General features: G+C 58.1%; 19 protein-coding genes. 9 read left to right on the top strand and 10 right to left on the bottom strand.

The window, feature by feature from the left end; all coding sequences use genetic code 11:
• Nucleotides 1-39: 39 nt before the first annotated feature.
• The 6 genes from gyrA to dnaA all read right to left on the bottom strand — a co-directional run bounded on the left by gyrA (nucleotide 40) and on the right by dnaA (nucleotide 10,148).
• Entirely contained in the window at nucleotides 40-2,715 is a 2,676-nt protein-coding gene (gene gyrA, locus FYJ31_RS01415; RefSeq protein WP_326831156.1) for a DNA gyrase subunit A, read from the bottom strand.
• Nucleotides 2,716-2,782: 67 nt separating this feature from the next.
• Nucleotides 2,783-4,921: a DNA topoisomerase (ATP-hydrolyzing) subunit B gene (gene gyrB / locus FYJ31_RS01420; protein WP_171843781.1), complete on the bottom strand. Its 2,139-nt coding sequence runs from the start codon at nucleotides 4,919-4,921 to the stop codon at nucleotides 2,783-2,785.
• A gap of 132 nt (nucleotides 4,922-5,053) precedes the next feature.
• On the bottom strand, nucleotides 5,054-5,524 hold the full coding sequence (locus FYJ31_RS01425; RefSeq protein ID WP_012576465.1) for a DUF721 domain-containing protein: 471 nt from the start codon (nucleotides 5,522-5,524) through the stop codon (nucleotides 5,054-5,056).
• The gene (recF, locus tag FYJ31_RS01430) at nucleotides 5,521-6,759 is read right to left on the bottom strand and encodes a DNA replication/repair protein RecF (protein ID WP_154535767.1); all 1,239 of its coding nucleotides are present in this window, start codon (nucleotides 6,757-6,759) and stop codon (nucleotides 5,521-5,523) included. Before recF ends, FYJ31_RS01425 begins: the two co-directional genes overlap by 4 nt.
• 27 nt (nucleotides 6,760-6,786) lie before the next feature.
• Nucleotides 6,787-7,911: a DNA polymerase III subunit beta gene (dnaN, locus tag FYJ31_RS01435; protein WP_012576463.1), complete on the bottom strand. Its 1,125-nt coding sequence runs from the start codon at nucleotides 7,909-7,911 to the stop codon at nucleotides 6,787-6,789.
• Between the two features lie 734 nt (nucleotides 7,912-8,645).
• Nucleotides 8,646-10,148 carry a chromosomal replication initiator protein DnaA gene (dnaA, locus tag FYJ31_RS01445; RefSeq protein ID WP_007057882.1) on the bottom strand — a complete coding sequence of 501 codons (1,503 nt, stop codon included), beginning with the start codon at nucleotides 10,146-10,148 and terminating at the stop codon, nucleotides 8,646-8,648.
• Between the two features lie 318 nt (nucleotides 10,149-10,466).
• Between dnaA and rpmH the strand changes: the two genes are divergently transcribed.
• From rpmH to FYJ31_RS01485, 8 genes are all read left to right on the top strand, one after another.
• Nucleotides 10,467-10,601: a 50S ribosomal protein L34 gene (rpmH, locus tag FYJ31_RS01450; protein WP_007054596.1), complete on the top strand. Its 135-nt coding sequence runs from the start codon at nucleotides 10,467-10,469 to the stop codon at nucleotides 10,599-10,601.
• Nucleotides 10,602-10,633: 32 nt separating this feature from the next.
• Nucleotides 10,634-10,993: a ribonuclease P protein component gene (gene rnpA, locus FYJ31_RS01455; protein WP_143723932.1), complete on the top strand. Its 360-nt coding sequence runs from the start codon at nucleotides 10,634-10,636 to the stop codon at nucleotides 10,991-10,993.
• Nucleotides 10,990-11,307 (top strand): membrane protein insertion efficiency factor YidD, encoded by a 318-nt coding sequence (yidD, locus tag FYJ31_RS01460; RefSeq protein WP_012578707.1) that lies wholly within the window; start codon nucleotides 10,990-10,992, stop codon nucleotides 11,305-11,307. Before rnpA ends, yidD begins: the two co-directional genes overlap by 4 nt.
• Nucleotides 11,304-12,311, top strand: a complete 1,008-nt coding sequence (gene yidC / locus FYJ31_RS01465) for a membrane protein insertase YidC (protein ID WP_012578706.1) — start codon at nucleotides 11,304-11,306, stop codon at nucleotides 12,309-12,311. The genes yidD and yidC overlap by 4 nt, the downstream gene beginning before the upstream one ends.
• A gap of 123 nt (nucleotides 12,312-12,434) precedes the next feature.
• Nucleotides 12,435-12,968: a Jag family protein gene (locus FYJ31_RS01470; RefSeq protein WP_154535768.1), complete on the top strand. Its 534-nt coding sequence runs from the start codon at nucleotides 12,435-12,437 to the stop codon at nucleotides 12,966-12,968.
• A 148-nt stretch (nucleotides 12,969-13,116) separates the two neighbouring features.
• Entirely contained in the window at nucleotides 13,117-13,782 is a 666-nt protein-coding gene (gene rsmG / locus FYJ31_RS01475) for a 16S rRNA (guanine(527)-N(7))-methyltransferase RsmG (protein ID WP_065436607.1), read from the top strand.
• Between the two features lie 250 nt (nucleotides 13,783-14,032).
• Nucleotides 14,033-15,004 carry a ParA family protein gene (locus tag FYJ31_RS01480; RefSeq protein WP_012578703.1) on the top strand — a complete coding sequence of 324 codons (972 nt, stop codon included), beginning with the start codon at nucleotides 14,033-14,035 and terminating at the stop codon, nucleotides 15,002-15,004.
• On the top strand, nucleotides 15,004-16,365 hold the full coding sequence (locus FYJ31_RS01485) for a ParB/RepB/Spo0J family partition protein (protein WP_154535769.1): 1,362 nt from the start codon (nucleotides 15,004-15,006) through the stop codon (nucleotides 16,363-16,365). The genes FYJ31_RS01480 and FYJ31_RS01485 overlap by 1 nt, the downstream gene beginning before the upstream one ends.
• Before the next feature lie 304 nt (nucleotides 16,366-16,669).
• Here the strand turns inward: FYJ31_RS01485 and FYJ31_RS01490 are convergent, their stop codons facing one another.
• The 4 genes from FYJ31_RS01490 to FYJ31_RS12400 all read right to left on the bottom strand — a co-directional run bounded on the left by FYJ31_RS01490 (nucleotide 16,670) and on the right by FYJ31_RS12400 (nucleotide 25,239).
• Nucleotides 16,670-17,689, bottom strand: coding sequence for an NAD(P)/FAD-dependent oxidoreductase (locus tag FYJ31_RS01490; protein WP_154535770.1), 1,020 nt, complete (start codon nucleotides 17,687-17,689; stop codon nucleotides 16,670-16,672).
• 118 nt (nucleotides 17,690-17,807) lie between these two features.
• The gene (locus FYJ31_RS01495; RefSeq protein WP_154535771.1) at nucleotides 17,808-21,680 is read right to left on the bottom strand and encodes a murein biosynthesis integral membrane protein MurJ; all 3,873 of its coding nucleotides are present in this window, start codon (nucleotides 21,678-21,680) and stop codon (nucleotides 17,808-17,810) included.
• A complete protein-coding gene (locus FYJ31_RS01500) occupies nucleotides 21,677-23,875 on the bottom strand; it encodes a DUF6049 family protein (protein WP_154535814.1) in 2,199 nt (732 codons plus the stop codon). The genes FYJ31_RS01495 and FYJ31_RS01500 overlap by 4 nt, the downstream gene beginning before the upstream one ends.
• Before the next feature lie 71 nt (nucleotides 23,876-23,946).
• The gene (locus tag FYJ31_RS12400; protein WP_195839407.1) at nucleotides 23,947-25,239 is read right to left on the bottom strand and encodes an NUDIX hydrolase; all 1,293 of its coding nucleotides are present in this window, start codon (nucleotides 25,237-25,239) and stop codon (nucleotides 23,947-23,949) included.
• Nucleotides 25,240-25,325: 86 nt separating this feature from the next.
• On the opposite strand from FYJ31_RS12400, the gene FYJ31_RS01510 reads away from it, so the two are divergent.
• Entirely contained in the window at nucleotides 25,326-26,741 is a 1,416-nt protein-coding gene (locus tag FYJ31_RS01510; protein WP_144098823.1) for a CCA tRNA nucleotidyltransferase, read from the top strand.
• The last annotated feature ends 40 nt before the right edge of the window (nucleotides 26,742-26,781 follow it).

Here is a 26,781-nt window from a genome sequence, read left to right on the forward strand (position 1 = left end):
TCTGTTGTATGCGAGGCTACCAGCTTTTCGGGACGCTGCTCACGCCTCGTCCGGGTTGTTCACATTCTTGTCGGATTGCACGGTCTCACCGGCTCCGTTCGCCGCCGTATCACCGGCTCCGTTCGCCGCCGTACCGCCGTCTTCCTCGGGCTCGTCCTTCTCCTCGTTACGGGCGATGGAGAGGATCATGTCGCCCTTGTCGGGCTTGGCGAAGGTCACGCCCTGGGTGTTGCGCCCGGTGCGCTTGACCTCATCCACGTTGGAGCGGATCACCTTGCCGGACTTCATGATGGCCATGACCTGATCGTCTTCGGACACCACGAGCGCACCCACCAGCGCGCCGCGGCCTTCGACCAGTTGCACGGCCTTGACGCCCAGACCATTGCGCCCCTGCAGACGGTACTCGCCGATGGCGGTGCGCTTGGCGAAGCCTTCGTTGGTCACCACGAACAGGTCCTTGTCGGAGTCGCTCGGCACCACATCCATCGCCAGCAGGCTGTCGTCGTTACGGAACTTCATGCCCTGCACACCGGCGGTCTGACGGCCCATCGGGCGCAGCTGTTCGTCGTCGGCCTGGAACTTGAGACTCATGCCAAGCCTGGACACCAGGATGATGTCGTCCTGCGCGTTGCACAACGCGGCACCGATGAGCTCGTCGGCGTTCTCGCCGTTCTCGTCGGCCATGAGTCGCACGGCGATCAGACCGCCCTGACGCGGGGAATCGTACTCGGCCAGCGGGGTCTTCTTGACCTTGCCGGATCGGGTGGCGAGCACCAGATATCTGGCCACCTCATAGTTCGGGATGGACAGCACGGTCTGGATGGTCTCGTCGGGCGCGAACTGCAGCAGGTTGGCCACGTGCTGGCCCTTGGAATCGCGCGAGCCTTCGGGTAGCTCGTAGGCTTTGATGCGGTACACGCGCCCCTTGTTGGTGAAGAACAGCAGCCAGTTGTGCGTGGAGGTCAGGAAGAAGTGATCCACCACGTCGTCCTCGCGCAGCTTGGTGCCCTTGATGCCCTTGCCGCCACGATGCTGGGCGCGGTATTCGTCGGCCTTGGTGCGCTTGATGAAACCGGAGTGGGTCACGGTGACCACCACGTTCTCTTCGGCGATCAGGTCTTCGACGTTCATCTCGCCGGAGAACGGCAGGATTCGGGTGCGGCGTTCGTCACCGTACTTGGCCACGATCTCGTCGAGTTCGTCGCCGATGATCTTGCGCTGGCGTTCCGGTTTGGCGAGGATGTCGATATAGTCGGCGATCCTGCGCTGCAATTCCTCATGCTCGGCCACGATCTTGTCGCGGTTCATGCGGGTCAGCGTGCGCAGCTGCATGGCCAGGATGGCGTCCGCCTGCACCTGGTCGATGTCCAGCAGCTCCATAAGGCCGGTACGGGCGGTATCGGTGTCCTCGGAGGCACGAATGAGGGCGATGACCTCGTCCAGCATGTCCAGGGCCTTGAGATACCCCTGCAGGATGTGGTCGCGCTCCTCGGCCTCGCGCTTCAGGTACGCGGTGCGTCGGGCAATCACGTCGAGCTGGTGGTTCACCCAGTGGCGGATGAAGGCGTCCAGGCTCAGCGTGCGCGGCACGCCGTCGACCAAGGCCAGCATGTTGGCGCCGAAGGTCTGCTGCAGCTGGGAGTGCTTGTACAGGTTGTTCAGCACCACCTTCGGCACGGCGTCGCGCTTCAGGACCAGCACGAGACGCTGGCCGGTGCGGCCGGAGGTTTCGTCTCGCATGTCGGCGATGCCTTGGATCTTGCCGTCGCGCACGGCTTCGCGGATGGAGACGACGAGACGATCCGGATTGACCTGGTACGGCAGTTCGGTGACCACCAGGCACATGCGGCCGTTGATCTCCTCGGTGTTGACCACGGCGCGCATGGTGATCAGGCCACGGCCGGTGCGGTAGGCCTGTTCGATGCCCTTGTGGCCGAGGATGGTGGCGCCGGTGGGGAAGTCCGGTCCTTTGATGATGCGGATCAGGTTTTCCAGCAGTTCCTCGCGGCTGGCGTCCGGGTGGTCGAGCGCCCAGTGGACGCCGTCCGCCACCTCGCGCATGTTGTGCGGCGGGATGTTGGTGGCCATACCAACGGCGATGCCGGCGGAACCGTTGACGAGCAGGTTCGGGAAGCGGGCCGGCAGCACGGTCGGCTCCTGGGTCTTGCCGTCGTAGTTGGGCACGAAGTCGACGGTGTCCTTGTCGATATCGCGCACCATCTCCATGGCCAGCGGGGCCATGCGGCATTCGGTGTAACGCATGGCGGCGGCCGGGTCGTCGCCGGGGGAGCCGAAGTTGCCCTGGCCGTCGACGAGCATGTTGCGCATCGACCAGGACTGGGCCATACGCACCAAGGTGTCGTAGATGGCGGAGTCGCCGTGCGGATGGTACTTGCCCATCACGTCGCCGACCACACGGGAGCACTTGTTGTAGCCGCGATCGGGACGGTAGCCGCCGTCGTACATCGCGTAGATCACGCGGCGATGCACGGGTTTCATGCCGTCGCGCACATCCGGCAGGGCGCGCTCGACGATCACGGAGAGGGCATACGCCAGGTAGGACTCGCGCATCTCCTGCTGCAGGTCCTTGCGCTGGATGCGTTCGCCGGTGTCCATCAGGCCGTAGTCGGTGGTGTCCGCCTCCTGCGGGCTCAACGGCTCCATCGAGCCGTCCGGCGTGAACTGCTCGTCGCCGGTGTTGTTTTCATCTGCCACTGTTGTTCCTTTAGTTGTCTAAGTCCGTTGTGTACCTCCCTCTGACGAGGGAGGTTGGAGGATTCCGTTACGCATCGATCCAACGCACGTTCTTGGCGTTGCGCTGGATGAAGAGGCGGCGGGGTTCGACCTCATCGCCCATCAGCATCGAGAAGGTCTCGTCGGCCGCGGCGGCGTCCTCGATATGCACCTGCTTCAGAATGCGGTGCTCGGGGTCCATGGTGGTCTCCCATAGCTCCTGGTAGCTCATCTCGCCCAGACCCTTGTAGCGCTGGATGCCTTCGCCCTTGGGCAGCTGGCGTCCGTTGGCCTTGCCTTCGGCGAGCACACGGTCGCGCTCGGCGTCGGTGTACACGAAGTCGTGCGGGCCCTTGGTCCACTTCAGGCGGTACAGCGGCGGCATGGCCACGTACACGTAGCCGGCGGTGATCATCGGGCGCATGTAACGGAAGAACAGCGTCAGGTTCAGGGTGGCGATATGCGCACCATCCACATCGGCATCGGCCATGATGATGACCTTGTGGTAGCGGACCTTGGAGATGTCGAAGTCCTCGCCGTAGCCGCCGCCGACCGCGGTGATCAGCGATTCGATGGTGTCGGACTTCATCATGCGGTCCAGGCTGGCACGCTCGGTGTTGAGGATCTTGCCTCGCAGCGGCAGGATGGCCTGCGTGATCGGGTTACGACCCTGGATGGCGGAGCCGCCTGCGGAATCGCCCTCCACGATGAACAGCTCGCACTCTTCCGGGTTGGAGGACTGGCAGTCCTTGAGCTTGTCGGGCATGCCGGCGGACTCGAAGATGGACTTGCGGCGGGTGTTCTCGCGGGCTTTCTTGGCGGCCAGACGGGCGCGGGATGCCTCGATGGCCTTCTGGATGATGTTCTTGGCCTCGTTCGGGTGGGCATCGAACCAGTCGCCGAGCTTGTCGGTCATCACGCGCTGCACGAAGGTCTTGGCCTCGGAGTTGCCGAGCTTGGTCTTGGTCTGGCCTTCGAACTGCGGGTTGGTGAGCTTGACGGAGATCACGGCGGTCAGGCCCTCGCGCACGTCGTCGCCGGAGAGGTTCTCGTCCTTGTCCTTGAGGATGCCCTTGTCTCGCGCGTAACGGTTGACCAGCGAAGTCAGCGCGGCGCGGAAGCCCTCCTCGTGGGTACCGCCCTCGGTGGTGGAGATCGTGTTCGCGAAGGTGTGCACGGCCTCAGAGTAGGCAGTGGTCCACTGCATGGCGAGTTCGGCGGAGATGCCGAGCTTCAAGTCTTCGGCCTCGAAGCTGATGACGTCCTCTTCCACCGGCGTGGCCTTACGCACCTTGACCAGATAGTCGACGTAGTCCTTGATGCCGTTGAGGTACTGGTAGGTGACGGTCTGGTGCTTTGCGCCCGGCTCGTCCGCCGCGTCGCCGGCCACCTCGTCGCCGGCCTGGTCGTTCTCACGCTCGTCGGTCAGGCTGATCTTGAGGCCCTTGTTCAGGAAGGCCATCTGCTGGAAGCGGGAACGCAGCGTCTCGAAGTCGTAGATGGTGGTCTCGAAAATCTTCGGGTCGGCCCAGAAAGTCACGGACGTACCGGTGGACTCGCCTTCGGTCATCGGCTCGCCCTGCTTCAAGGGCGCGGTGGGGTGCTGGTCGATGTACGTCTGGGTCCAGTGGAAGCCCTGACGGCGCACTTCGATGTCCACGCGGGTGGAGAGTGCGTTGACCACGGAGATGCCCACGCCGTGCAGACCGCCGGACACTGCATAACCGCCGCCGCCGAACTTGCCGCCGGCGTGCAGCTTGGTCATCACGGTCTCCACACCGGAGACGCCCTCGCCGGGCACCTCATCGACCGGGATGCCTCGACCATCGTCCACCACGCGGATGCCGTTGTCCGGCAGAATGGAGACCTCGATATGGCTGGCGTATCCGGCCAGCGCCTCGTCGACCGAGTTGTCGACGATCTCATAGACCAGGTGGTGCAAACCGCGCGGCCCGGTGGAACCGATGTACATACCGGGGCGGATACGCACGGCCTCAAGTCCTTCGAGCACCCTCAGATCAGAGGCCTCATAATGCTCGGGAGCCATGGATTCGTCAAGTTCGCCTTCGGTCAATTCCGCATTGTTGATGCGTTCCGCAGCCGCCTTCAGCTGCTCCTCTTTGCTGGTTTCGTCTGCCAACAGGCTTCCTTCCGTGACTACAGGGTCAACCTCCGTCATGAAGGTCATTCACGGAGGTGATATGGCTTACGAGGCCCGTAAAGGACTCTTCTAGCCATTTGACCATACTGCATGTGATTTTACTCGTCTAACCCGACGAGCGCCATAGCGAGGCTTCTGCGAATTTGTTTGGTATCTTGGCTACCGCCGCCGAGCCCATTTGCGCGTGTATCCGGCGGCCGGGCCGGTCACGCGAATCTCGGTGATGGTCAATCCTCTGAGATTGCGACGGATGGTATCGGTGAGTTGGGGGATAAGGTAGGTCAGCTGCGTGGCCCAGACCGTGGATTCGGCACGGATGGTCAGTACACCGTCCATGAAATCGGCGACTGCCGAATGGCTGGCGATGGCCTGCCCCACCACTTGGTCCCAATGGTTGCGCAATTGCGCAAGCTTCATATTCGCCGCCCAGACGCCATTGCCGGCGATGGTGGTCATCACGCTGCCCAGTTCAGCCGGATCGCGCCCCGGTTTGCCGAAGTTTTCGATGGCCTCTTCACGGCGGCGTCTGTAGTCCTTCAAGGTCGCCCCGCGACGGGAGATCCGCTCGAATATTTCGGCCGGCAGTTTGGTCTCGTCCAGGTTGAGTTGGCGGGCGATCGGCGGGTTCATGACACTTTCCGTTCTACGGACGCGCTGTCCACCGCGGTTTTTCCGTCATACTTACCCAAACTCTCGTTTTCCCGCAAATCGGACAAATTGCCCAGAGTTGGCAGTATCACGGAAGCTGGTTCGGCCAGTGCGGCCACGTCGATGCGATGGGCCGATTCATAGTCGGGCACATCGCCTTCAGCGGCCACGGTAATCAGCACCTGATCCTGTTTTCTGGCGAAATCAAGAATCTGCGCGCGCCGGCTGTCATCAAGCTGGGCGAACACATCATCGAGAATCACAATCGGCTGCAATCCCAACCGGTCACGCACGATTTCGAACAATGCCATTTTCAAGGCCAACGCCATCGTCCACATCTCGCCGTTCGAAGCGAACTCGCGGGCGGGAATACCGGCCAAGTCAAGGTTCATGTCATCGCGCTGCGGACCGATAAGGTTCACGCCGCGAGCCACTTCACCGGGGTAGATGCGTTGGAAATGCTCGCTGATCTGCGGATGCGGATCGTTGAACATCAGCACTTCGTCGAATGAAGGCGCATATGTGAGCGTCACCTGCTCGTCGGCACCGGCCAAGTCGGCGTAAATCGCGGCAAATGGCTCGGCAAGCAGGCTAATCACATGGGCTCGCATACGGGTCAACGCCACACCGGCTTCGATGAACTGGCCGGTCCAGATTTCCAAACCGCTCAGAACCGCATCCATCGGCTGTCCATTGTTGGCATTGGCATTCAATTGCTTCAACAATGTGGCACGCTGTTTGGCGATGCGCGTGAACTGTTGCAACGTCTGCATGTATCCGGGCTCGAGCAGAGCCGCAGCCTGATTCATCATGACGCGGCGTGCTCCCGGATCGCCGGACACCAATCGCTGATCTTCGGGAGTGAAGGAAACGCTGGGAATCTTGCCGATGATATCGCGCAGATACAGCGACGACCCCGAGTTGATGCGGGCTCGGTTGGCACCACGCGCATGAATCGACGCTTCATACGTAGTGGTTTGACCGGCATCATCAGCGACGTTCGCGCGGATGGTGGCCGTGGTCTGCCCGCGTTCGATCAGCGGCAACGTGCTGGACGTGCGATGACTCGATCCGGTGGACAGCACTTCGACGGCTTCCACCAGATTGGTTTTGCCCAAGCCATTCTTGCCGAACAGGATATTCACGCCTGGTACGAAATCGACCACTACCTGACTCCATGAGCGGTAGTGGTCGAGTGCGAGACGGGAGATGTGCATTAGCGAATCGTTGGAAATTCAGGGACTTCAGTTGTTGAAGCGCATCGGCACGAGCAGGTATCGGTAGTCCATGGACTCGTCGGAATCAGCTTCCTGCTGGCCGTTGAACTCGACCGGCTTGACCGGGGTCGTCATCTTGATGCGCACGAATGGTTCGGTCACGGCGGACAGACCCTCCTTCAGGTAGGACGGGTTGAATGCCACGGTGATATCGTCGCCATCCATGTCGATGTCCAGTGTCTCGTTGGCCTGGGCCTCGTCGACCGATCCGGCGGACAGCGCCACTTCCTGACCGGTGAAGGTCATGCGAATCGGAGCATTGCGTTCGGCGACCAAAGCCACACGGCTGATGGCGTCGAGCAGATCCTGCTTGTTGACTACGGCCTGAATCGGGTATTCGTCGGCGAACAGGCGGTCGACCGCCGGGAATTCACCGTCGATGAGCTGGGAGGTGGAGACGCGGCCGGCGTTTTCGAAGCCGAGCAGCGTCGGGCTATCGGCGTCGAAATCAAGGCGGATGTTCTGGTGCTCGTCAAGAGCGCGGGCCACATCCTTGAGTAGTGAGCCGCGAACCAGCGTGGTGGTGTCGACGTCCGGGTTCTGCGGAGTCCAAGTGAAGGTGGCGCGGGCCAAACGGAAGCGATCGGTGGAGGTCATGACGACCTTGTCGCCTTGGAACTGCATGCGCACGCCGGTCAGTACCGGGCGGTTCTCTTCGCGGGAGACGGCAACGCATGCTTGGTTCACTGCCTGAACGAAAGTCGGGGCATCGACTTGGCCGAGCATGGCCGGTACCACAGGCAGATCCGGGTACTCGGTGTCGGGCATGAGCTGCAAGGTGAACTTCGACTTGCCGGACGTGATGGTCAGCGTGGAGCCGTCGGTAACCAGGTATGTTTTCTCCGAACGCAGCGATTTGGTGATATCGGCCAGCAGTTTGCCCTGAACCAGTACGGAACCGGCTTCGTCAACGCCGGCTTCGATGTGGTGGCGAGCGGAAATCTCGTAGTTGAAGGCGGAGAATTGCAGCGTTCCTTCAATGGCTTCCAGCTTGACGCCAGCGAGAATCGGGTTGGAGGGACGTGCGTCGATGACTCGGGAGGTCCAGGCTACGGCGTCGGCCAGGGCTGCGGTATCGATTTCGACTTTCATGTGTGATTGTTCCCTTCGTCGGATTGGCTGAGAAATATTCTAGCCGTTGGGTGGCGAACTTACGTACGATGGGTGACCGGCTGTTACTGTGGCGATGATGCTTTTCACGTAACTGAGTAAGTAATCGCCATAATAAGGCCGGTGGATAGTGTGGATAAGTAGGGTTGAGCCCTGCAAATGCAACGGTTCATAAGTCCCTGAAAATTGTGGACAAATTCTGCATGGCTTGTGGATAAGTGGGCGAGTTTTCCACAGCCAGTTCGTCGGATTTGGGTTTTCCACATCGAGGTCGCAGTTATGCACGAGTTTTCCACAACAAAATAGTGGGTAATCCACGAGTTATCCGCCGAGTTTACCCACATCTGTGCACAACTATGTGGATAACTTTTTTGGTTTTCGTACTTTCGCACGGCGTGTTGAAGGCTGTTTTTCGTCGAGGAGAATCGATTCTGGAGACCGTTTTCGGCACTTTTTTCGTCTCGCTCGCCCAAACCCGCAAAATCGGTCCTCAGAATCGATTCTCTCGTTTCACGGGTTTTTGCGTATTCCCCTTCGAAACTCCCCTCGGTCGTCTGCGACGACAGCTCCCCTCACAAAGGGGAGCCATGAGGAATCTGATGTCTCGAATCCGTTGCCTCGACGTATCCACCAGAATCCGCCTGAGCAACCAAAAACGGCACTTTTCGGAAAGTCAGTCCAAAAAGTGCCGTTTTTCGTCTCTCAGAAGCGTTGTGTCAGTTGGTGTTGCTTTGCTTGAGGCGAACCGTGAGCTCCATAACGTAGTTATAGATCTCCTGTTTTTGCTGCATTCGGTCACTGATTCGAGTGCAGGCATGCATTACTGTGGTGTGATCGCGTCCGCCAAAGACCTGGCCAATATCCATCAGGCTCATACTGGTCATTTCGCGAGCCAGATACATGGCGATCTGACGAGGAACAGCCACGTTTTTGGTTCGTGATTTACCGACAAGATCCTCAAACGTCAGGTGGAAGTACTTCGCCACCTGACTGATGATGTCCGTGGGCTTGATTTCCACATCGGTGGTGAAGAAGTCCTGCAACGTCTGCTCGGCCAAGGCGCGGGTCACCGGCTGATTACTCAGCGAGGCCACGGCCGTAACACGGGTAAGCGCGCCCTCAAGTTCACGAATGTTCTCGGTGAAGCGTTCGGCGATGAGGTCCAACACATCGCTGGGGATTTTCGACCCGTTCATCGAGGCGATCATGCGAAGAATGGCGATTCGGGTCTCCAGATCCGGCGGCTTGACGTCTACGGTCAGGCCGGATTCGAAGCGCGAGATGAGTCGAGCCTCGAAACCCTTCAAATTCTTGGGCGCCACATCGGAAGCAATGACAATACGCTTATTTGCCTGATGTAGTGCATTGAACGTATGGAAGAACTGATCCAAGGTGGCTTCCTTGCCGCCGAGGAACTGGATATCGTCAATAAGCAACACATCAACCTGTCGGTATCGACGGTTGAATTCAGCAATCTGACCTTGGCTTTGGTTCGGGTTTTGCAGCGCGTCGATGAATTCATTCGTGAATTCCTCAGACGTGACGTATCGAACCTTCAGCCCGGGATCCTTGACCAGTGCATAGTTGCCGATGGCGTTCAGCAAGTGGGTTTTGCCCAGTCCCGATCCGCCATAGATACACAACGGGTTGAAATCCTGACCGGAACCTTCGGCCACGGCCAGTGCGACCGTACGGGCAAAACGGTTGGAATCGCCGGGCACGAAGGAATCAAACGTGAAGTTCTTATTGAGATGAGTCTCGGGATCGCGATTCATCTTCTGCTGACCGACCGGGAACTGCGACTCGGTGGCGGGCATCGGTTCCCGCGGTGCGGCTACCGGCTTTGCGCCATAGGATTCTTTACCGAACTCGGCGACAGTCGGAGAAATTTCCGAAGGATATGGCTGCGCCGGCTTTGCCGCCGAAAGCGGTTCTGGCTCGGTTTTCGGCACGACCTTGAACGCGGGAAACATATTTTCGCCGGTTACCGTACGCAATGCCTGAAGCAGGGAATCGTTCAAATCACCCTGAATGGCTTGAAGCGTGTCGTTGTTGTCCACACACAGCACGATGGTCGAACCGAAGACGCCTTCAGGAACAACGCCTTCCAACCAGCCTTTTTCTCGTGGGCTGAGCGAAGCGCTGTGTTTGAGCACCGTCAGCGTGTCTGACCAGATGTGGGCGGCCTCGATTACGGGGTCGCCGGAAGCGTTAACCATGGTGGCCCCTTCTGTCGCTGTGGCGAAATATGTACAACAGATAATATTTACTCTGGTTTAGACAAGTTATCCACCGTGTCGCGTGTTGAAATAATTGGATTGTGAATAACAAACATGTAATTTGTGGATAACTTTTGGCCGTGAATGGTTGGTATTCCGCCGATTATAAGAGATCTGAGGCGTGTCTCGCAACGTGTCGAAATGTGAAAATACTCCGTCCGTTTTGACTTGAGGGTAGGGGTGAGAGTACTTTGATATAGCTTGACTCACGTGAGGGCAGCGCGAAGCGTTGCCGAATAGACCTAGGAGCAATGGATTATGAAGAGGACGTTCCAGCCGAACAACCGTCGTCGCCACATGAAGCACGGCTTCCGCCTGCGCATGCGCACCCGTTCTGGCCGTGCGGTGATCAACCGTCGCCGTGCCAAGGGCCGCAAGTCCCTCTCCGCCTGATCATTCCGATCAGTGCCACAGGCATAGTCGAGGTGGAGCGGCTTCAAAGCCATCGTGATTTCGTCACCGTGCTGAAACGCCGGCGCAAAGCAGGTGGCAAGGATATCGTCGTGCACTATTTGGTGCCCGACGACCATCATGATGATGACGACCGGACGGTGCATCGCCGTTTGGGATTAGCTGTCTCCAAATCGGTAGGACATGCGGTCACCCGTAATACGGTGAAGCGTAGGTTTCGTGTATTGGCCAGAGCCCATGAGGATCTGTTGCCCACGCATTGCGATATCGTTTTGCGCGCCAAGCCCAGTGCCGCGACCGCATCGTTCGCTTCGCTAGATCAGCAGATCGCGAAGGCTTTTGCCACAGTGGCGCATAAGGTGGCTGAGGCATGACAGCTTCTTTCAAGGCGGTGATGATTGGTGGGGTGCGCTGGTATCAACAGCGCATCTCGGCAAACACACCGCCTTGTTGCAAGTATTATCCAACGTGCTCGAATTATGCCATTGAGGCGTTGGAACGGTATGGCGCGTTCAAAGGGGGAGTGCTCGCCGTGCTGAGATTACTGCGTTGCCGGCCGTGGAGTCGTGGGGGAATCGACGATGTTCCACAACGGTATTCCATTTTTTACAGATTTTCGTGGTCGAAGGCTCATGAAGAGCCCCGACTGACACCATTGGCCACAACCCAAAGAGAGGCCCAACGATGAACTCAAATGAATTTCTGCTTGATAGCGGGTTTTGGGGATTTCTATATAAAATCCTGACTCCCGTTGAGTGGTTACAGACCTGGATCATGAAGATCGTGCATGACTTCTTCGTGATGCTGGGCATGAGCCCGATTGGTGTCTCATGGGTGCTTGCCATTATCATCCTGGTGCTGGTGGTGCAGGCGTGTATCTTCCCGCTGTTCTGCAAGCAGATGAAGTCGATGCGCAAGATGCAGGCGTTGGCGCCGAAGATGAAGCGCATCCAGAACAAGTACAAAGGCAAGACGGATCAGGCTTCCAAGGAGGCCATGAGCCGTGAAACCATGAAACTGTATCAAGACAATGACGCCAATCCGGCTGGCTCCTGCTTGCCTATGCTCATTCAGGGCCCGGTGTTCATGTCCATGTTCTATACGCTGTCGGCCATTCCCTACATTGCCAACGGTAAACGCGGTGCGTTGGGCGCGTTCGACGTAGCAACCGCCAAGCAATTCACCCAAACCGATGTGTTCGGCATTGTCAGCGTGACCGATAACTTCTCTAGGGCTGCCACTAGTGGCAAGGTGGTCATCGGTACCTTCGTGTTCCTGATGTGCTTCTGCCTGTGGTTTATGCAGTACTTCAACATGAAGCGCAACATGCCCGCCGCATCGATGAACAAACAGGCCGAGACCATGCAGAAGGCTATGCTGTGGCTCTTCCCGGTGATGTACATCTTCTCTGGTGCCACCATGCCGTTCGCCGTGCTGGTCTACTGGCTGACCAACAACGTGTGCAACCTCTGCCGCACATTGTGGCAGGTGTACGCATTCCCGACCCCTGGCTCTCCGGCTGCGGCGGACAAGGAAAAGCGCGATCATCGTAATGAGAATGCTCGCCGCGCAAAGGCCGGCTTGCCCTCTCTGGAAGAAGAAGCATTGGCCAAGGCCAAGGAAGAGGCCGAGCGTAAGGCCACTCATGGCTACCAGCGTCAACAGCCCGTGCGTAAGCGCAGAAAGAAGTGACGACTATGTCGGCGTGTGTTCGGTGTTTCACGTGAAACATCGAACACACACCGACATTACTTTCTCTGTTCGGGGGAGCAGGGCTTAGACTTGTAATTCAAACACGACATGAAGGAGTAGCGTATGGCACAGGATGACGTGAAGTCGATTGATCAGCTCAACGAAGAGGCTGATATCGCCGCGGATTACCTTGAGGGCCTACTGGATATCGCCGACTATGAGGGCGACATTGAGATGGGCGTGCGTAATGACCGCCCCACCGTGCAAATCGTTGCTGATGACGATACCGACATCAAACATCTTATTGGCCGTAATGGTGAAGTCGTTGATGCTCTGCAGCAATTGACTCGTCTGGCTGTACAGCAGAAGACCGGCGAGCGTTCTCATCTGATTGTGGATGTCGACGGTTTCCTGAAGCGCAAGCGTCAGCACCTCTGTGATATCGCCCTGGATGCCATTGACGCAGTGAGGGATTCCGGCGAGCCGTATGACTTGAAGCCGATGAATTCCTTCGAACGTAAAGTCGTTCACGATGTGGTTCGGGAAGAAGGGCTGAAGTCTCGCTCGCACGGTGAGGAGCCTCATCGTTACGTGACGGTGTATCTCAAGAACAAAGTCGAGGATGTTGCCGAAGAAGACGAGCTTGATCAGGAGTAATAGGTCGACGAGTTTTTGAGATGACAGGGACGTTCAACGGATGTCGTCTCTAAACAGACAAGAGTGACCGCAGGGGGAATGGCGTCGTAATGAGCGACGCCTTTTCCATGTTGATTGTTTCACGTGAAACATGGTGAGGGAGATGGCTATGACGGATCAGCTGCAGGAGTCACCTGTACTTGCTGAGGTCTTGGGTGATGCGTTGCCGAAGTTGGAGCGTTTCCATGCCAAGATTGCCGAAGAGGGTGAACCTCGTGGATTGATCGGCCCCCGTGACGTCGATATCATTTGGGAACGGCATATTCTGAATTCCGCTGCGATTGTGCCGTACGTTCGGAATGCAACGAATGGTATTCGCTTCAAAACAGTTGCCGACGTCGGCAGTGGTGGTGGTTTTCCCGGATTGGTGGCTGCCGCGTGTTTGCCGGATCATGACTTCACGCTGATTGAACCGATGGAGCGGCGAATCGAATGGTTGCATGAATGTGTTGACCTGATGCAACTGCAGAACGTTGAGATTATTCGTGGACGCTCCGATGCCGTCATCCAGCAGGTACGGAAGCGGGAAATTCATCCGTTCGCTGTTGTCACGTGTCGTGCGGTTGCTCCTATGACCAAACTCTCTGGCTGGACGTTGCCGTTGCTGAAACCGTCAGGACAGTTGATCGCATTGAAGGGACGGTCTGCTCAGGCTGAAATTGACAAGGCTGGCAAGGAGATTGCAAAATTCGGTGGTCGTCGTCCACGCGTCGTTGAAGCGGCTGTCGGACCGGATCTTGAGCCTACCCACGTGGTGATTGTGGATAAGCGATGAGTGGAGTACTGATTAAGTTATCCACATTTCCGTATGTGCGTAAAAATTATCCACATTTTTACGGGACGATGTGCACAATGATGAAAACATTGATTTTTCAATGCTTTTCGTCTGTGAATACACAATCTAACACCCAACATCATTCACACTTATCCACACTTATCCACATTGCATATCGCAATTGTGGATAACGAGCATCATGTCCATACGAATGAGAACACTGGAACTTACGTCTGTGCAAGGAGGAGCGATGGCCACCAAGGATCATCAGTCGGAACCTATAGAATCGGCTTCCGAAACGCTTCAGCGAATATTCGATGGTCACGGTTCAGTGCTTGGTAGCCAGATGGCTGATGAAAGCTCACGCTACGATGTACTCAAGAAAACCGATTTCCCCAAACCTAAACGTACCCGTCGTATTGCCGTGGCCAACCAGAAGGGGGGAGTGGGTAAAACCACATCCACGGTGAACACCGCTGCGGCGCTGGCAGACAAGGGCGCGCAGGTGTTGGTCATCGATATGGACCCGCAGGGCAATGCCTCTACGGCGTTGGGTGTATCTCATGCATCGGGAGAGCCCTCGGTCTATGACGTTATCGAGGGGCGTTCCGATCTGGGGGATGTCATCACGGTCTGTCCTGATTTTCCCACACTTGATGTTGTGCCTGCATCAATCGATCTCAGCGGTGCTGAGTTGGAAGTGGCCGATCTGCCCAACCGAAACACCTTGCTGAAGGAGGCCCTAGACCTCTACCTACGTCAATCAGATAAACACTATGATTACGTGTTCATTGATTGCCCGCCCAGCTTGGGCCTGTTGGTCATCAACGCCATGTGTGCAGTGACCGAGATGCTGATTCCTATCCAGGCTGAGTATTACGCATTGGAGGGTCTTGGCCAGCTGATTAACACGATTGGTTTGGTGCAAGAGCATTTCAATCCCGTACTGCTGGTGTCCACCATGCTCGTCACGATGTTTGATCGCCGAACGTTATTGAGCCGTGAAGTATATAACGAGGTTAAGGGACACTATCCCAGCATTGTGCTGAATACTACCATCCCGCGTTCAGTCAAGATCTCCGAAGCGCCGAGTTTCTCCCAATCGGTGATTGCCTATGATCCTCGTGGCATAGGTGCCATATCGTATGGTGAAGCAGCTTTGGAAATCGCACAGCGTTCGCAACAAGTCCTTGACACCATTGATGCGAGGAGGAACAAGTAATGGCATCAAAATCACGACTCGGTAAGGGCCTTGGCGCTTTGTTCCCCACATTGCCAGGGGAGGAACCAGTGGCGGAGCAGCCCGCAATGATTGCGGAGGATTCGTCTACTCCGGCGGCCACTGCTGACATAACCCCCGCCAAGAAGGCTACTGCCCAGCAGGAATCAAAGCCTGCCGTGCCTCAGACGGTATCATCCAGCAAGGCAGCCAAGAAAGCCGCCGGTAAACGCGCATCCATGCCCGCATTGGACATCATTACTCATCCTAGCGACCTGTTTTTCGGTACGGAGAAACCTCAAACCGGTAAGGTCGCCGCGCCTCAGCAGGGCGGCACGTCGTCTGTGCCTCAGACGGCACATCGTGCATCCGTCACTGTCAAAGATGTTTCACGTGAAACATCTCAGACTGCATCGGCGGCAAAGACCGCTGACACAGATAAGAAGGACGAGCTCAAGCCGGTAGCCGGTGGTTATCTGGCTGAACTCAAACTGTCTGATATCGGGCCCAATGCACATCAGCCTCGTACCATCTTCGACGAGGATGAGTTGAATGAGCTGTCTGCTTCCATTAAGGAAGTTGGTGTGCTGCAACCGATAGTCGTGCGCAAGCGTCCGGCAAGCCGGATTGCTGCGGCCAAAGCCGCCAAGCACGACGAGACGGAATCCAGCACGAATCCGTTTGCCGGTCATTTGGACAGCCCGTATGAGCTTATTATGGGTGAACGCCGTTGGCGTGCTTCTCAGTTGGCTGGGTTGGAGACGATTCCCGCCATCGTCAAAACCACTGCGGATGATGATATGCTCCGCGATGCGTTGCTGGAAAACTTGCACCGTGTGGCCTTGAATCCGCTGGAAGAGGCGGCTGCCTACCAGCAGATGATCGAAGAGTTCGGGTTGACGCAAGCACAACTGTCCAAGTCGGTGTCCAAGTCTCGCCCGCAAATCGCCAATACCTTGCGACTGCTGAACCTGCCGGCCGCTGTGCAAAAGAGAGTGGCTGCCGGTGTGCTATCGTCCGGTCATGCGCGTGCGCTATTGGGCCTGAGCGATCCGGAGGAAATGGACAAGCTGGCTTCTCGTATTATTGCGGAAGGTCTTTCTGTACGCAGCACCGAAGAGATCGTCGCCATGAAGGTTGCGTCGGGTGAGCAGCCGAAGAAGCCTAAGACGTCTAAGACCAATCCTTGGGTTGGTTCCGCCATCCAGCAGAGTTTGGAAAATCATTTCGATACCAAGGTGTCGATTAAGGGCAGCACCAAGCATGGTCGCATCGAAATCGTCTTCTCGTCACCAGAGGATATGGATCGTATCCTGCAGCTGCTGGTGCCGAGCCAAGGCGATGCCGATTCCAAATGGGTGTAACGCGATAAGAACATTCGTGTTGTCACTGGCATTATTGCTGTGCAGTGCGGTGTACAACACAAGACGTATAGCCTCTGCGTGATTCCTGGCAGGGGCGTATGCCCGCGCTGTAGCCCCTGTCGCAATAGAAAACCCCTCAGGCGACGGACAATCACACATCATGATTCTCCGTCGCCTGAGGGGTCTTTCTATGCCTCTGACTGGTACGTACTATCCAAGGGCGGCATGCTGTAACACTGACCTAACGTTGCTCCTATGTCACAGGCAGCAGACAGAACAGCAAGCCGCAATCAGTCCGCCGCAATCAGTCCGTAAGATAGGCCTGCGCATCCAGCGCTGCACGGCAGCCCATGCCCGCTGCACTGATCGCCTGACGATAAGTACGATCCACGCAATCGCCTGCAGCAAAGATGCCTGGCGCACTGGTCACCGTGCTGGCACCCTGCACCACGACATACCCATCATCGTCACGGTCCACAACACCGGCCGCAAAATCAGTGGCCGGCGTATGGCCGATAGCCACGAACACGGCGTTGGTGTCCAGCGTGCTTTCTTCTCCGGTCACCACGTTACGTACGGCAATGCTGCTGACACTGGCCGGTGCCACAGCCGGTCGTTTGATTGTCAAGCCAGGAATGGCAATAGGTGCACCGGTGTTCTGTGTGGGGGAGGAGGTGCCGGTAATGGAGGTCACCACTGTGTTGGTCAGCAGGGTGATGGTCGGATTGGCTTTGGCTCGGTCCACCATGATCTGCGAGGCACGGAAGCTATCGCGTCGGTGAATCAAGGTGACTGAAGAACCGAACCGGGTCAGGAATAATGCCTCTTCAAAAGCCGAATCGCCACCGCCTACGACCACGATAGGCTTGTTCCTGAAGAAGAAGCCATCGCAGGTGGCGCAGTACGAGACGCCATGTCCGGACAGCTCCTGTTCGCCAGGCACCCCAAGCTTACGGAATGACGACCCTGTGGCGATGATAAGCGCCGATGCCTCCAACTGGGAGTCATCGGAGAGCGTTACACGATAGGTCGGCTTGACCGAATCACTTTCACACGCCTCGATGGAAGAGACATCGTCTGCGATATAGGTTGTACCGAAGCGCTTGGCCTGTTCCTTCATGCGATCCATAAGATCCGGGCCAAGAATACCTTCCGGGAATCCAGGGAAGTTCTCCACCTCAGTGGTGTTGACCAACTGTCCACCTGGCGACAACGCACCAGTGACCATAACAGGATTAAGACCTGCACGGCCAAGATAGATGGCGGCCGTGTAGCCAGCGGGACCAGAACCGATAATGATGACGTTATGTTTCACGTGAAACATTGTCACACCCCCATACGATATTCCGTGTCATTCAGCCAGACGCGAAGAAAGGGCGGCACCGTCGAATGTATGCGAACGGTACCGCCCTTCTTGGGTCAGTTATCGGCATAGATGCCGATTAGAAGACCTCCACCTTCTCGATGTACAGCTGGTTCTGCGGCAGGCTACCCGATGGCACCCACAGCAGCAGATCCTGCGTATTGACGGCTTTGGTGAACTTCACTTCAGTGGTGCCACCTTCAGCAAAGGTGAATTCGGCCACCTGCTCGCCCTGAGTGGGGTCTCCAGTGGTATTCGCGCGAATATAGCCCTTACCACCGGATGTGCGGATGGTGATAACCATGCGGTACGCATCCTGCGGCTGGTCAAGGTGCATGTAGTATGCGTACCCGGATTGGCCGCCAGGATTCGACAGGAAGTTGGCGCTGGAAATCGTAAACGCCGTGTTGTTCTCATGGCGCGGTTGCGGAGCAGCGCTGGAATCCTTATCGCCGGACTTCTTGGCCTTGGTCTTCTTGGACGACGAATCAGCAGTCTCGGACTTCTTGGACTTGTCTGATGCCGAGTCCTTGGATTCGCTCTGAGTGGCATCACTTGACTTTGAAGAATCGTCAGTGGTGTCACCGTTCGTCGCGTTCTTGCTGCCACCGAATGGCACAGCGTCAGCATTGATATCAGGCCAGTCACCTTCACTGGAGTTGCTGGAAGCATCGGCAGGATTGTCTCCGGAGGATCGGAACGCATACACTGCCCAAACAGCCGCTGCCACTACCAATATCAGAGCCACAATGATGGCAACGACCTTGGTCGACAGTTTACCGAACAGATGTTCATCGGGCAGCTTGCTGTCATCCTCGTCATCCGGCACATCCTTCGGTGTGAAGCTCGGAGGAATGGCGCTTACTTCGGCAATGCGGGCCTGCTCCTCTTCCAAGGCACGCAGCGATTCCTCACCAGGAGCCACAGCACGGCCGCTGGCGAGGAACATGGGAATACGACTGGTTGTCTCTCCCACGGTGGCGTCGGAAATACCGCCGGTAACAATAGGCACTGTCAACCGAGCATTATCACCCGGACCGCCGATGGGGGCCGGATTCATTTCGCTGTACCAGTCACCGGTGTCTTCACCGGAAAGATTCTCGTGCTCCCAGGCGTCAGAAAGGTTGAAGTCAAACAGACGGTGGGCATCAGACTGAGACTGGTCGCCGTCAGCAATACTGGACCCATCAGTCAGAGGAACCGGTGACATCACGTGCGGAGCGGGGACGGCGGCCGGCTGAACCGGCAGGGAAGGGGTAATAGACAACTCCGGAAGACTGCTGCTGTTAATCAACGTGCTGGGAATAGGCACGATATCAGTCTCGTTGGCAGGCTTCAGTATCGCCTTGGTAATCGAGCAATCGCTTTCCACGCTCGGCAAAGCAATATCAGCATCGCTCAGTTCAGAGAGCGGCTTCCAATTACCCAACAAGGCGTCGAGTTCTACAAGGGCAGCCATTGGCAACGTATGCTCGTCGGGCTCGCTCAAGGCCAATCCACGCTTGCAAATCACGCGGAATTCGCCAGGGGTGTCTTGCGGCAAGGCACGCAGATTGAATGTGGGTGTCGCTTGGCTTGGCGTGCGTGTCAGCAGGGTATAGAGTAATGCCGCAAGCTGGCGGATCGCATACCGTTCAGGATTGTCCGTACGCAGATCGGTAGCGGACGTATCGGCCAGCATCGTGGCACATGGTGCATCGGCAATTTGCACACCGGAGGTAGTCACTCGAACGGTGTCGGTTGTGATGACGATGCTGCTGGGAGTATCCGCAATGATCTCGCGCAGCACGTTGGCGCATTCTCCGATAATCGACCGGATGGCGCTGTAGCTGAGCGGCTTGGCGGTATCCACCATGTAGTCAGTCAGGCATTGGCCGCTATCCACCGGCATGACAATGAGAAGTACGTCGGATTCCATACGGTATTTCAGTACGGGAATCACACGATCAGGGCGAGTGGCGGCGATGCGACCAGCGATCTCATCGATTGCGGCGAAAGCGCTGCGATTGGTAATGATGAACAGCTGGCAATCCTTTGCCAGCACACGGTCGTTGGCTTTCCATGCCTGAATGCCAGGCTCCGCACGCAACGATGATACCAAGGTGTATCGGTTGAGAATTGTGTCTCCGAGTTGCGGTTTCATAGTGCGTTCGGCTCCGTGTGATTGGTGTTCGAGACTGGTCTTAGATATTCTACGTGCGGGGCTATCCTTGACGGGCTCCGTCTCAGGATTGATTTGCGTATCGTCGACTTTTTCCGGCTGGGCTGTCACAGCAACGTCCTCACTGGCCGGAGTCTTGTGTAGACGGGCCAGTATCGAGTGATAGGCGCTGATGAGTTCTGGGGTGCGTACCACCCACAACACAGCCACATATACTATGGTCAGCACGATGGTGAGCGCCACGCAGATAGCCAGCGCAGACCACCAGCTCATGTGCCCGCCTACTGGTCGAATATCCGCGTCGAACAGTGCGACTACCGGTCGTTTGATCAGCCAGACCACAACTCCGGAAGCCAGTGCCGCCACAATGGCCTTGGCATATGTCCTCGTGATCTCCCGACCGCCAAGATTGCCTTCGAACTTGCGGCGCAACATCATCAACGTCAGCGGCAACGCCAGTAATCCGCCAAGTGTCACCGAGCAGGCGATGCCGAGTACCCAATGCTCAGGAGGAAGTACCATCATGCCGATGATCATGAATACCGAGGTGAACCCATACTGCATCACCGCGGACAGGAAGGGGTGCAGGCCGTCCTCAAAGGCATAGAATGTACGTTGAATCAGCAGGAACGCCGATCCCAAAGGAGTGCCCACAGATAGGGCGATAAGCGCGTAGGAAATCAGCATGGTCTCGTCCATCGAGACGGACGGAAGCAATGCGCGGATAATCGGTTCGGGGAACACAATCATGGCGGCGGCGAAAAATATGATGAGCAGGCCCACATTATTCAGTGCGTTGACTAGGTCGTGCCGTGCCTCATCCAGATTCGCAGCTGCGACAGAACGGGAGATTTTGGGGAACATAGCCGTGGATACCGATACGGCGATGAGCGAATAGGGCAGGATGAACAGTGTGTACGCATTCTGATAGGTCGCGTTGCCTGCCACGCTGAACAGGCTGGCACCCGTCAGTTCGTGGGCGCGCTGCGGTGCGGATGTGGCGATACGGGTAAGGATAATGCCGCAGATCTCGCTGGTGACCACCACGCCCAAAGAGCCTAACGCCACGGGACCCATAGACCTGAGTCCAAAGCCGCCAAGCCCGAAGCTGGGTCTGTACTTGAACCCGATACGGGCCAGTGGCAGGAACAGTATCAGCGCTTGGAAGGCCACGCCCAAAGTCCAGGTGCCTGCGGTAAGCGCGATCTTGTCGGCGGTCCAGAATTCGAGGGGCTGTTCATTGGCCTTGCTGAACAGCAGAATAAAACCAGTAAAACCGGCGCAACTAATAATGTTGGCACCGGTTGAGCTCCACGCATACGTGAGGAAATGGTCTTTGGCGGCCAGGATCTGACCCAATACCGTATACAGGCCGTAGAAGAACACCTGAGGCATACACCACAGGGTGAACGAGGTGGTCAGGGCTATCATCTGGTGATCGTCGCTACCCACGTACAGGCGGGCAAGCAGAGGGCTGGCCGCCGCCATCACCACGGTCATGGCCAACAGGATGCCGATGGCCAACGTGACCAGACGATTTAGTCGTTCTTGGGCGTCTTTTTCTTTCAACGTGCGCACGATCTGGGGCACCAGCACGGCGTTGAAAATACCACCGGACACCAGCGTGAACACGGATTGGGGAATCATGGAACCGGCCTGATAGGCGTTGGCCGCCAATCCGGTGGTGCCGATGGCCGCAGCGAGAAGAATCGTGCGGAGCTGACCGGTCACACGGGAAGCAGCAGTTCCCGTGGCCATGATCAGGGAATTACGACCTACGGTTGAACTCATTCGTCGGGGTCCTTCTTCCGATGGAACTGCCGCCACAGGCCGATAATGCCCAATAGCACGGCGAAGCCAATGATAATGAAGCCGCTGGCATCACTGATGCGCATCACACTGGTGATCGCGGTGTCCTGCGTGTTGCCGAATCTGTTGCCTTCCCGGTCGGTCAACGACACATGGGCCGTCGATGAGCCGGAAGTGGAAACGCGGATGGTGAAGGTCACCTGAGCGTCGCTATGCGCGGGAATATCGATGTCAGCGGTTCGCGAGGTGACGATCTGCATGGAGTCAGTCAGTGAGTTGACCTGCACGCTGACGGCGTAGGGAAGGTCATTGCTGATGGTGATTGGCATTTTCGCGGATTCGCTGAACACGGATACCGATTCCGATGGGTTGATGCGTACGCCGTTCAGAAGATCGCTGGCCAGTGTTTTCGCGGCGTTGACCATGGCTTTTCGCGTGGCTGTCGGCTGGGGGGAGCCAGACATGGACCGCAGCGCCATATCGTCATGCAGCACCAGTAGAGAGCCAATCCATTGCATCGGATCGTTGCTATGTGAGGCGGTGTCATTGGCGTCCTGCCGGGCCAGGGCCTGCGGGGCCAACGACGAGACCTCGTCGGAATCAATCTCGTTCCTCAATATGGAGGTGGCCATGCGCATGATGTCATGCCGGCTGTCGGCCAACTGTCTCAATGCCGACCGGGTATTGGCGGTGTTGGCATCATCGGCCTTGTCGGGATTGACCGAACCGCTGACATTGTACGGATCGGCCTTGGCCATGGTCTTCAGATCCGTCAGATTCAACCAAGAGGCCTGCTCGAAGGCGCTCATCACCTGATCGATCCAGCTGGCCTCCGTGGTGCGGGAGAACGTCATCAGCAGGTATCGGGATGTATAGGGCTGTTCCATCTGGTAGAACGCGCTCTGAGCGACCAGTCGGGCCAACCGACCGGCATCGCTGGACTCGGCCTGCGCGTCCGTGCTGGTGGGTTGGCCCTTGGCCAGCGTGCCCAAGGTCGATTGCTCCTTCAGCACGGTGACATCGCCGGCAGGCGTATCCACCACGTAGGTGCCTGTGTGTACGGCTTCAGTCTGGTCGGCATCGAAAGAGGCATCGGCAATCACCGTGTCATAGCCCTGCTCGCGTGCTGCGGTCAGCGCATCCAACGTCCAACAGTTGTTGCCCTGCCATGCGTACGCGGAGGGTGTTTCGGAGTCGCCTCCGTCGGCATACCATGCGGCCGCCTGCTTGGCGTTCCACTGCTCAGTGGTGATGCCTGCCTTTTCGTAGGCCGCGGTATCACCCAGCGCGGTATAGGCGGTGATGTCAAAGTCGGCGGGCTGCATGATGCCGGCAATGGACGGTTGCACTGCGGACTGACGCCAATACAGAGGATCCGCGATCACTTGCAGCGAGCGGTGCTTGGCGAATGTCTGCCCAAGGGATCGCGCGGTATCGGCATCCTGCCCGGATAAGGATATGGCTTGCGTATCAGTGCCTTTGGCCGCGTTGCTGGCGTCGGCGTTATCGGACTTGTCGGCCTTGTCCGTGCCGTTGGACTTGGACGATGTTGATGTCGAGGAAGTGGTGGTTTCGGCAATGCGATTGCTGATGGCCTTATTATCGACCTGCCAGCCGCTGGCGGTGTAGGGCATGGCCACGGTCAGGTTCATGGCCGGTGTTGTCGCGGTGTTGAGCCCATCCGAAGATCGGGTCAGAAAACTCGGCAAATCGGCGAGTATCCGATTGCCAACGATATACGACAGCATCAGCGGCTTTGGTCCCCAGCTCCCTATGGAGGCAAGGGTCTGCTGATTGGCGTTCACCTCGACGGTAACGGTGGCAGTGCCGCCGGCGGGAATCGATGGCACGTCAACGGAACCCAACTCGTTGGGGGTGGGGATGGGGGCGTTGTTCTCGGCCCAATTCTGAATATCGGTGCGCGAGACAAAGGTGAACAGCGTATTGGTGGTCAGGTGCAGTGTGCCGCTTGACGTGGCCGTGCTGTCCGTATTGCTGATGACCGCGGTGACATGATAGCCCGATTTGGAGGTGACGATGGGGGTGCTTTGCGTGATGGCAATGCTCTGCTTGGGCTGATTCTCGGTCTGATTGCCCGTTGCGTCCGTCGTATCGGATGATGAATCGGTCGTGTCCGTCGTATCGTTCGCGTAGACGGTCAATGGAGCGGCCAGCATCGCCACAACGGCGACGCCAGCCGCCAGTGCGTGTGCCAGACGTGTGCAATGTCGTAAGACTCCGGGTAGGTTCACTCGTTTGCCTGCCTGTTCTTCTTCCTGGCGTAGAGCCACGCGATTTTGCGTTCGTTGGGATAGCTCAACACGTCATCCAAATCTTCAAAACGTACCCAGAGGGCGTCTTCCGCCTCATGATCCGGGTCTCCTTCCACCGTCAGTTCGCCGCCGGTCTGTTTGAGCGCGAAGTGATGGACCAGCTTATGCACGCGCTGCGTGGTGCCGGTGAACCAGTAGTCGATGGTGGCGATGGAATCGATCACCTCGCCCAGGATGCCGGTCTCTTCATGCACTTCGCGCACAGCGGTCTGCTGCGGGGTCTCGCCTTTCTCGATATGCCCCTTCGGCAAGCACCATTCGAGATGGCCGGAGCGGGAATGACGGGCGATAATGGCCACGCGGTTCTGGTCATCGAAAATCAGACCGCCTGCCGAATATTCGCGTACGACCGGCAGTTCCTGGGCATCCAGTGAAGCGAATGTGGTCGGACCGTCCGACGTACGGCGTTGCGGCATCATGGCCGGAGTCGGGCCGGATGGCGTCACCGGTTCTACTGGCACTGCCGGTTCCGGCGAGGCAACATCCGCGGACGGATGCCGGCCGAAGACCGTGGCCGGCGTGGGATGCGCTGACGTTACGGGCCTCACTGGTGCTGCAGACGGTGCTGCAGACGGCGCTGAGACCGGCACTGCGGCCGGTGCGGTACGTGCCGCAGGCGGCATCAGCACGTCGCGCGGAGTCGGTATCGCTGTGGTGTGCGCGGCGGCGGCCTTGGCGACCGCAACGGCAGCATCTACGGCCGCGTGGGCGGTCGCCGCGGGATCGTTCGTGACGATGGTTACGGACGTTTGTGCCGTGGCGATAATCGGCCCGACCTCGGCAATCGTCTCGGCACCGGCCTCGCCGGCGATACCATCGGCCTGCCCTTCGATAGTGCCGCTGGTAGTGGCGATGGTGACGGTGGCATGCATGCCGAAGACGGTGGCCGGTGTGGGCATCATCGGCTTCGGTGCGGGCATGTCGCTGGCGGCGTCCGATATTTCGGATTCGGATGGTGCGGGCGTGACGGGCGTTGCGGGCGTGCCGGGCACACCGGAATGTTGCGCAGTCGGTACTGCGTCTACTTCGTCTTGATGAACGGCCTGATTGGTGGAGTGGCTCGCGGTGCCGCCGACATCGGAAGAATCGCCCGAATCGGCGGAATGATGCGGAGTTTCGGACGTATACAGCAGGTGGTCTTGGGTATGGCTATCCGCCGAATCTGGTGTTTGCCCCAGCATGCGGGCAAGGTCGGCGGGCGTAATCATATTCTCCACCTTACTCAACCCCGTGTGCAGGTGGGGTAACGGTATGCTGGTAGGGCAGAAAAACGTCGCACGCGGGAAGGTGCCCATTGGATTTCGAAGTATGGCCCGAAGCCATCGAACTTGGTCGACTGTTCGCCGAACAGGGTTACGAGCTGGCATTGGTCGGCGGCCCGGTCAGGGATTTGCTGCTCCATAGAAGGAGCCACGATTTGGACTTCTGCTCATCCGCACGGCCTGAGCAGTTCGAGCCGATACTGCGCCGGTGGGGGCATGACGGCTTCTGGGACATGGGGCGCAAGTTCGGCACGCTGGGTGCCATGCGCCGCCGCCCGGACGGCACCGAGGTCAAGGTGGAGGTCACCACCTATCGCTCCGACACGTACGATCCGGACTCGCGTAAGCCCGAGGTCAATTATGGCGACACGCTTGAGGGCGACCTGTCCCGCCGCGACTTCACCGTCAACGCGATGGCCCTGCGCGTGCCCGACCTGCAATTCGTGGACCCGTTCGGTGGTGCCAGTGATCTGTCCAAGGGTGTGTTGCGCACGCCGGTGGACCCGCGACAGTCCTTTGACGACGATCCGTTGCGTATGATGCGCGCCGTGCGATTCGTGGCCCAGCTGGGCTTCCGTATCGCGCCGGACGCGGCCGAGGCGATTACCTCGATGCGCGACCGCATCGACATCGTATCCGCCGAGCGCGTGCGCGACGAACTGACCAAGCTGCTGCTCTCCGACCGTCCGCGCGCCGGCCTTGAGGCGTTGGTCGAATCCGGTCTTGCGGACATCGTCTTCCCGGAGATTCCGGCCCTGCAATTGCAGATCGACGAACACCACCGCCACAAGGACGTCTTCGAGCACACGATGATTGTGCTCGAACGTGCTATCGCCCTGGAAACCGGCCCGGACGGCCCGGTGCCCGCCCCCGACCTGACGTTGCGCTTGGCCGCCGTGATGCACGATATCGGCAAGCCGAAGACCCGCCGGTTCGAGCCGGGCGGCAAGGTGAGCTTCCACCACCATGACGCGGTGGGTGCCAAAATGACCCGCAAGCGCTTGAAGGCGCTGCGTTTTGACCACCATCTGGTCGAGGACGTCTCGGAACTGGTGAATATGCACCTGCGCTTCCACGGCTATGTGGACGAGCCGTGGACCGATTCGGCCGTACGCCGGTATGTCAAGGATGCCGGGCACCTCTACGAGCGGCTGAACAGGCTCACGCGCGCGGATGCCACCACACAAAACAAGCGCAAGGCGATGATCTTCTCCCAGGCCATGGATGAGATGGAGGAGCGCGTCCGCGAACTCAAGAAGAAGGAGGACTTCGACGCGATTCGCCCGGATCTGGACGGCAACGAAATTATGGAGTTGCTGGGCCTGGAGCCTGGCCCGATGATCGGCCGCGCCTACAAGCACATGCTGGAATACCGCCTGGATAACGGTCCGGTGGACCACGATGTGGCCGTCGAAGAACTCAAGCGCTGGTACGCCGAGATTCAGTAGTCCGATACTAGCCCGATACCAAAAAACCGTACGCTGAATA

This window comes from Bifidobacterium sp. WCA-178-WT-4B (genome assembly GCF_009696495.1).
Taxonomy (GTDB): Bacteria; Actinomycetota; Actinomycetes; order Actinomycetales; family Bifidobacteriaceae; genus Bifidobacterium; species Bifidobacterium infantis.

What these genes read in the sequence shown, in the direction of transcription:
- gyrB (WP_171843781.1), bottom strand. Translation starts at nt 4,921, where the DNA reads ATGACCTTCATGACGGAGGTTGACCCTGTAGTCACGGAAGGAAGCCTG.
- FYJ31_RS01425 (WP_012576465.1), bottom strand. Translation starts at nt 5,524, where the DNA reads ATGAACCCGCCGATCGCCCGCCAACTCAACCTGGACGAGACCAAACTG.
- recF (WP_154535767.1), bottom strand. Translation starts at nt 6,759, where the DNA reads ATGCACATCTCCCGTCTCGCACTCGACCACTACCGCTCATGGAGTCAG.
- dnaN (WP_012576463.1), bottom strand. Translation starts at nt 7,911, where the DNA reads ATGAAAGTCGAAATCGATACCGCAGCCCTGGCCGACGCCGTAGCCTGG.
- dnaA (WP_007057882.1), bottom strand. Translation starts at nt 10,148, where the DNA reads ATGGTTAACGCTTCCGGCGACCCCGTAATCGAGGCCGCCCACATCTGG.
- rpmH (WP_007054596.1), top strand. Translation starts at nt 10,467, where the DNA reads ATGAAGAGGACGTTCCAGCCGAACAACCGTCGTCGCCACATGAAGCAC.
- yidD (WP_012578707.1), top strand. Translation starts at nt 10,990, where the DNA reads ATGACAGCTTCTTTCAAGGCGGTGATGATTGGTGGGGTGCGCTGGTAT.
- yidC (WP_012578706.1), top strand. Translation starts at nt 11,304, where the DNA reads ATGAACTCAAATGAATTTCTGCTTGATAGCGGGTTTTGGGGATTTCTA.
- FYJ31_RS01470 (WP_154535768.1), top strand. Translation starts at nt 12,435, where the DNA reads ATGGCACAGGATGACGTGAAGTCGATTGATCAGCTCAACGAAGAGGCT.
- rsmG (WP_065436607.1), top strand. Translation starts at nt 13,117, where the DNA reads ATGACGGATCAGCTGCAGGAGTCACCTGTACTTGCTGAGGTCTTGGGT.
- FYJ31_RS01480 (WP_012578703.1), top strand. Translation starts at nt 14,033, where the DNA reads ATGGCCACCAAGGATCATCAGTCGGAACCTATAGAATCGGCTTCCGAA.
- FYJ31_RS01485 (WP_154535769.1), top strand. Translation starts at nt 15,004, where the DNA reads ATGGCATCAAAATCACGACTCGGTAAGGGCCTTGGCGCTTTGTTCCCC.
- FYJ31_RS01490 (WP_154535770.1), bottom strand. Translation starts at nt 17,689, where the DNA reads ATGTTTCACGTGAAACATAACGTCATCATTATCGGTTCTGGTCCCGCT.
- FYJ31_RS01495 (WP_154535771.1), bottom strand. Translation starts at nt 21,680, where the DNA reads ATGAGTTCAACCGTAGGTCGTAATTCCCTGATCATGGCCACGGGAACT.
- FYJ31_RS01500 (WP_154535814.1), bottom strand. Translation starts at nt 23,875, where the DNA reads ATGCTGGCCGCTCCATTGACCGTCTACGCGAACGATACGACGGACACG.
- FYJ31_RS12400 (WP_195839407.1), bottom strand. Translation starts at nt 25,239, where the DNA reads ATGATTACGCCCGCCGACCTTGCCCGCATGCTGGGGCAAACACCAGAT.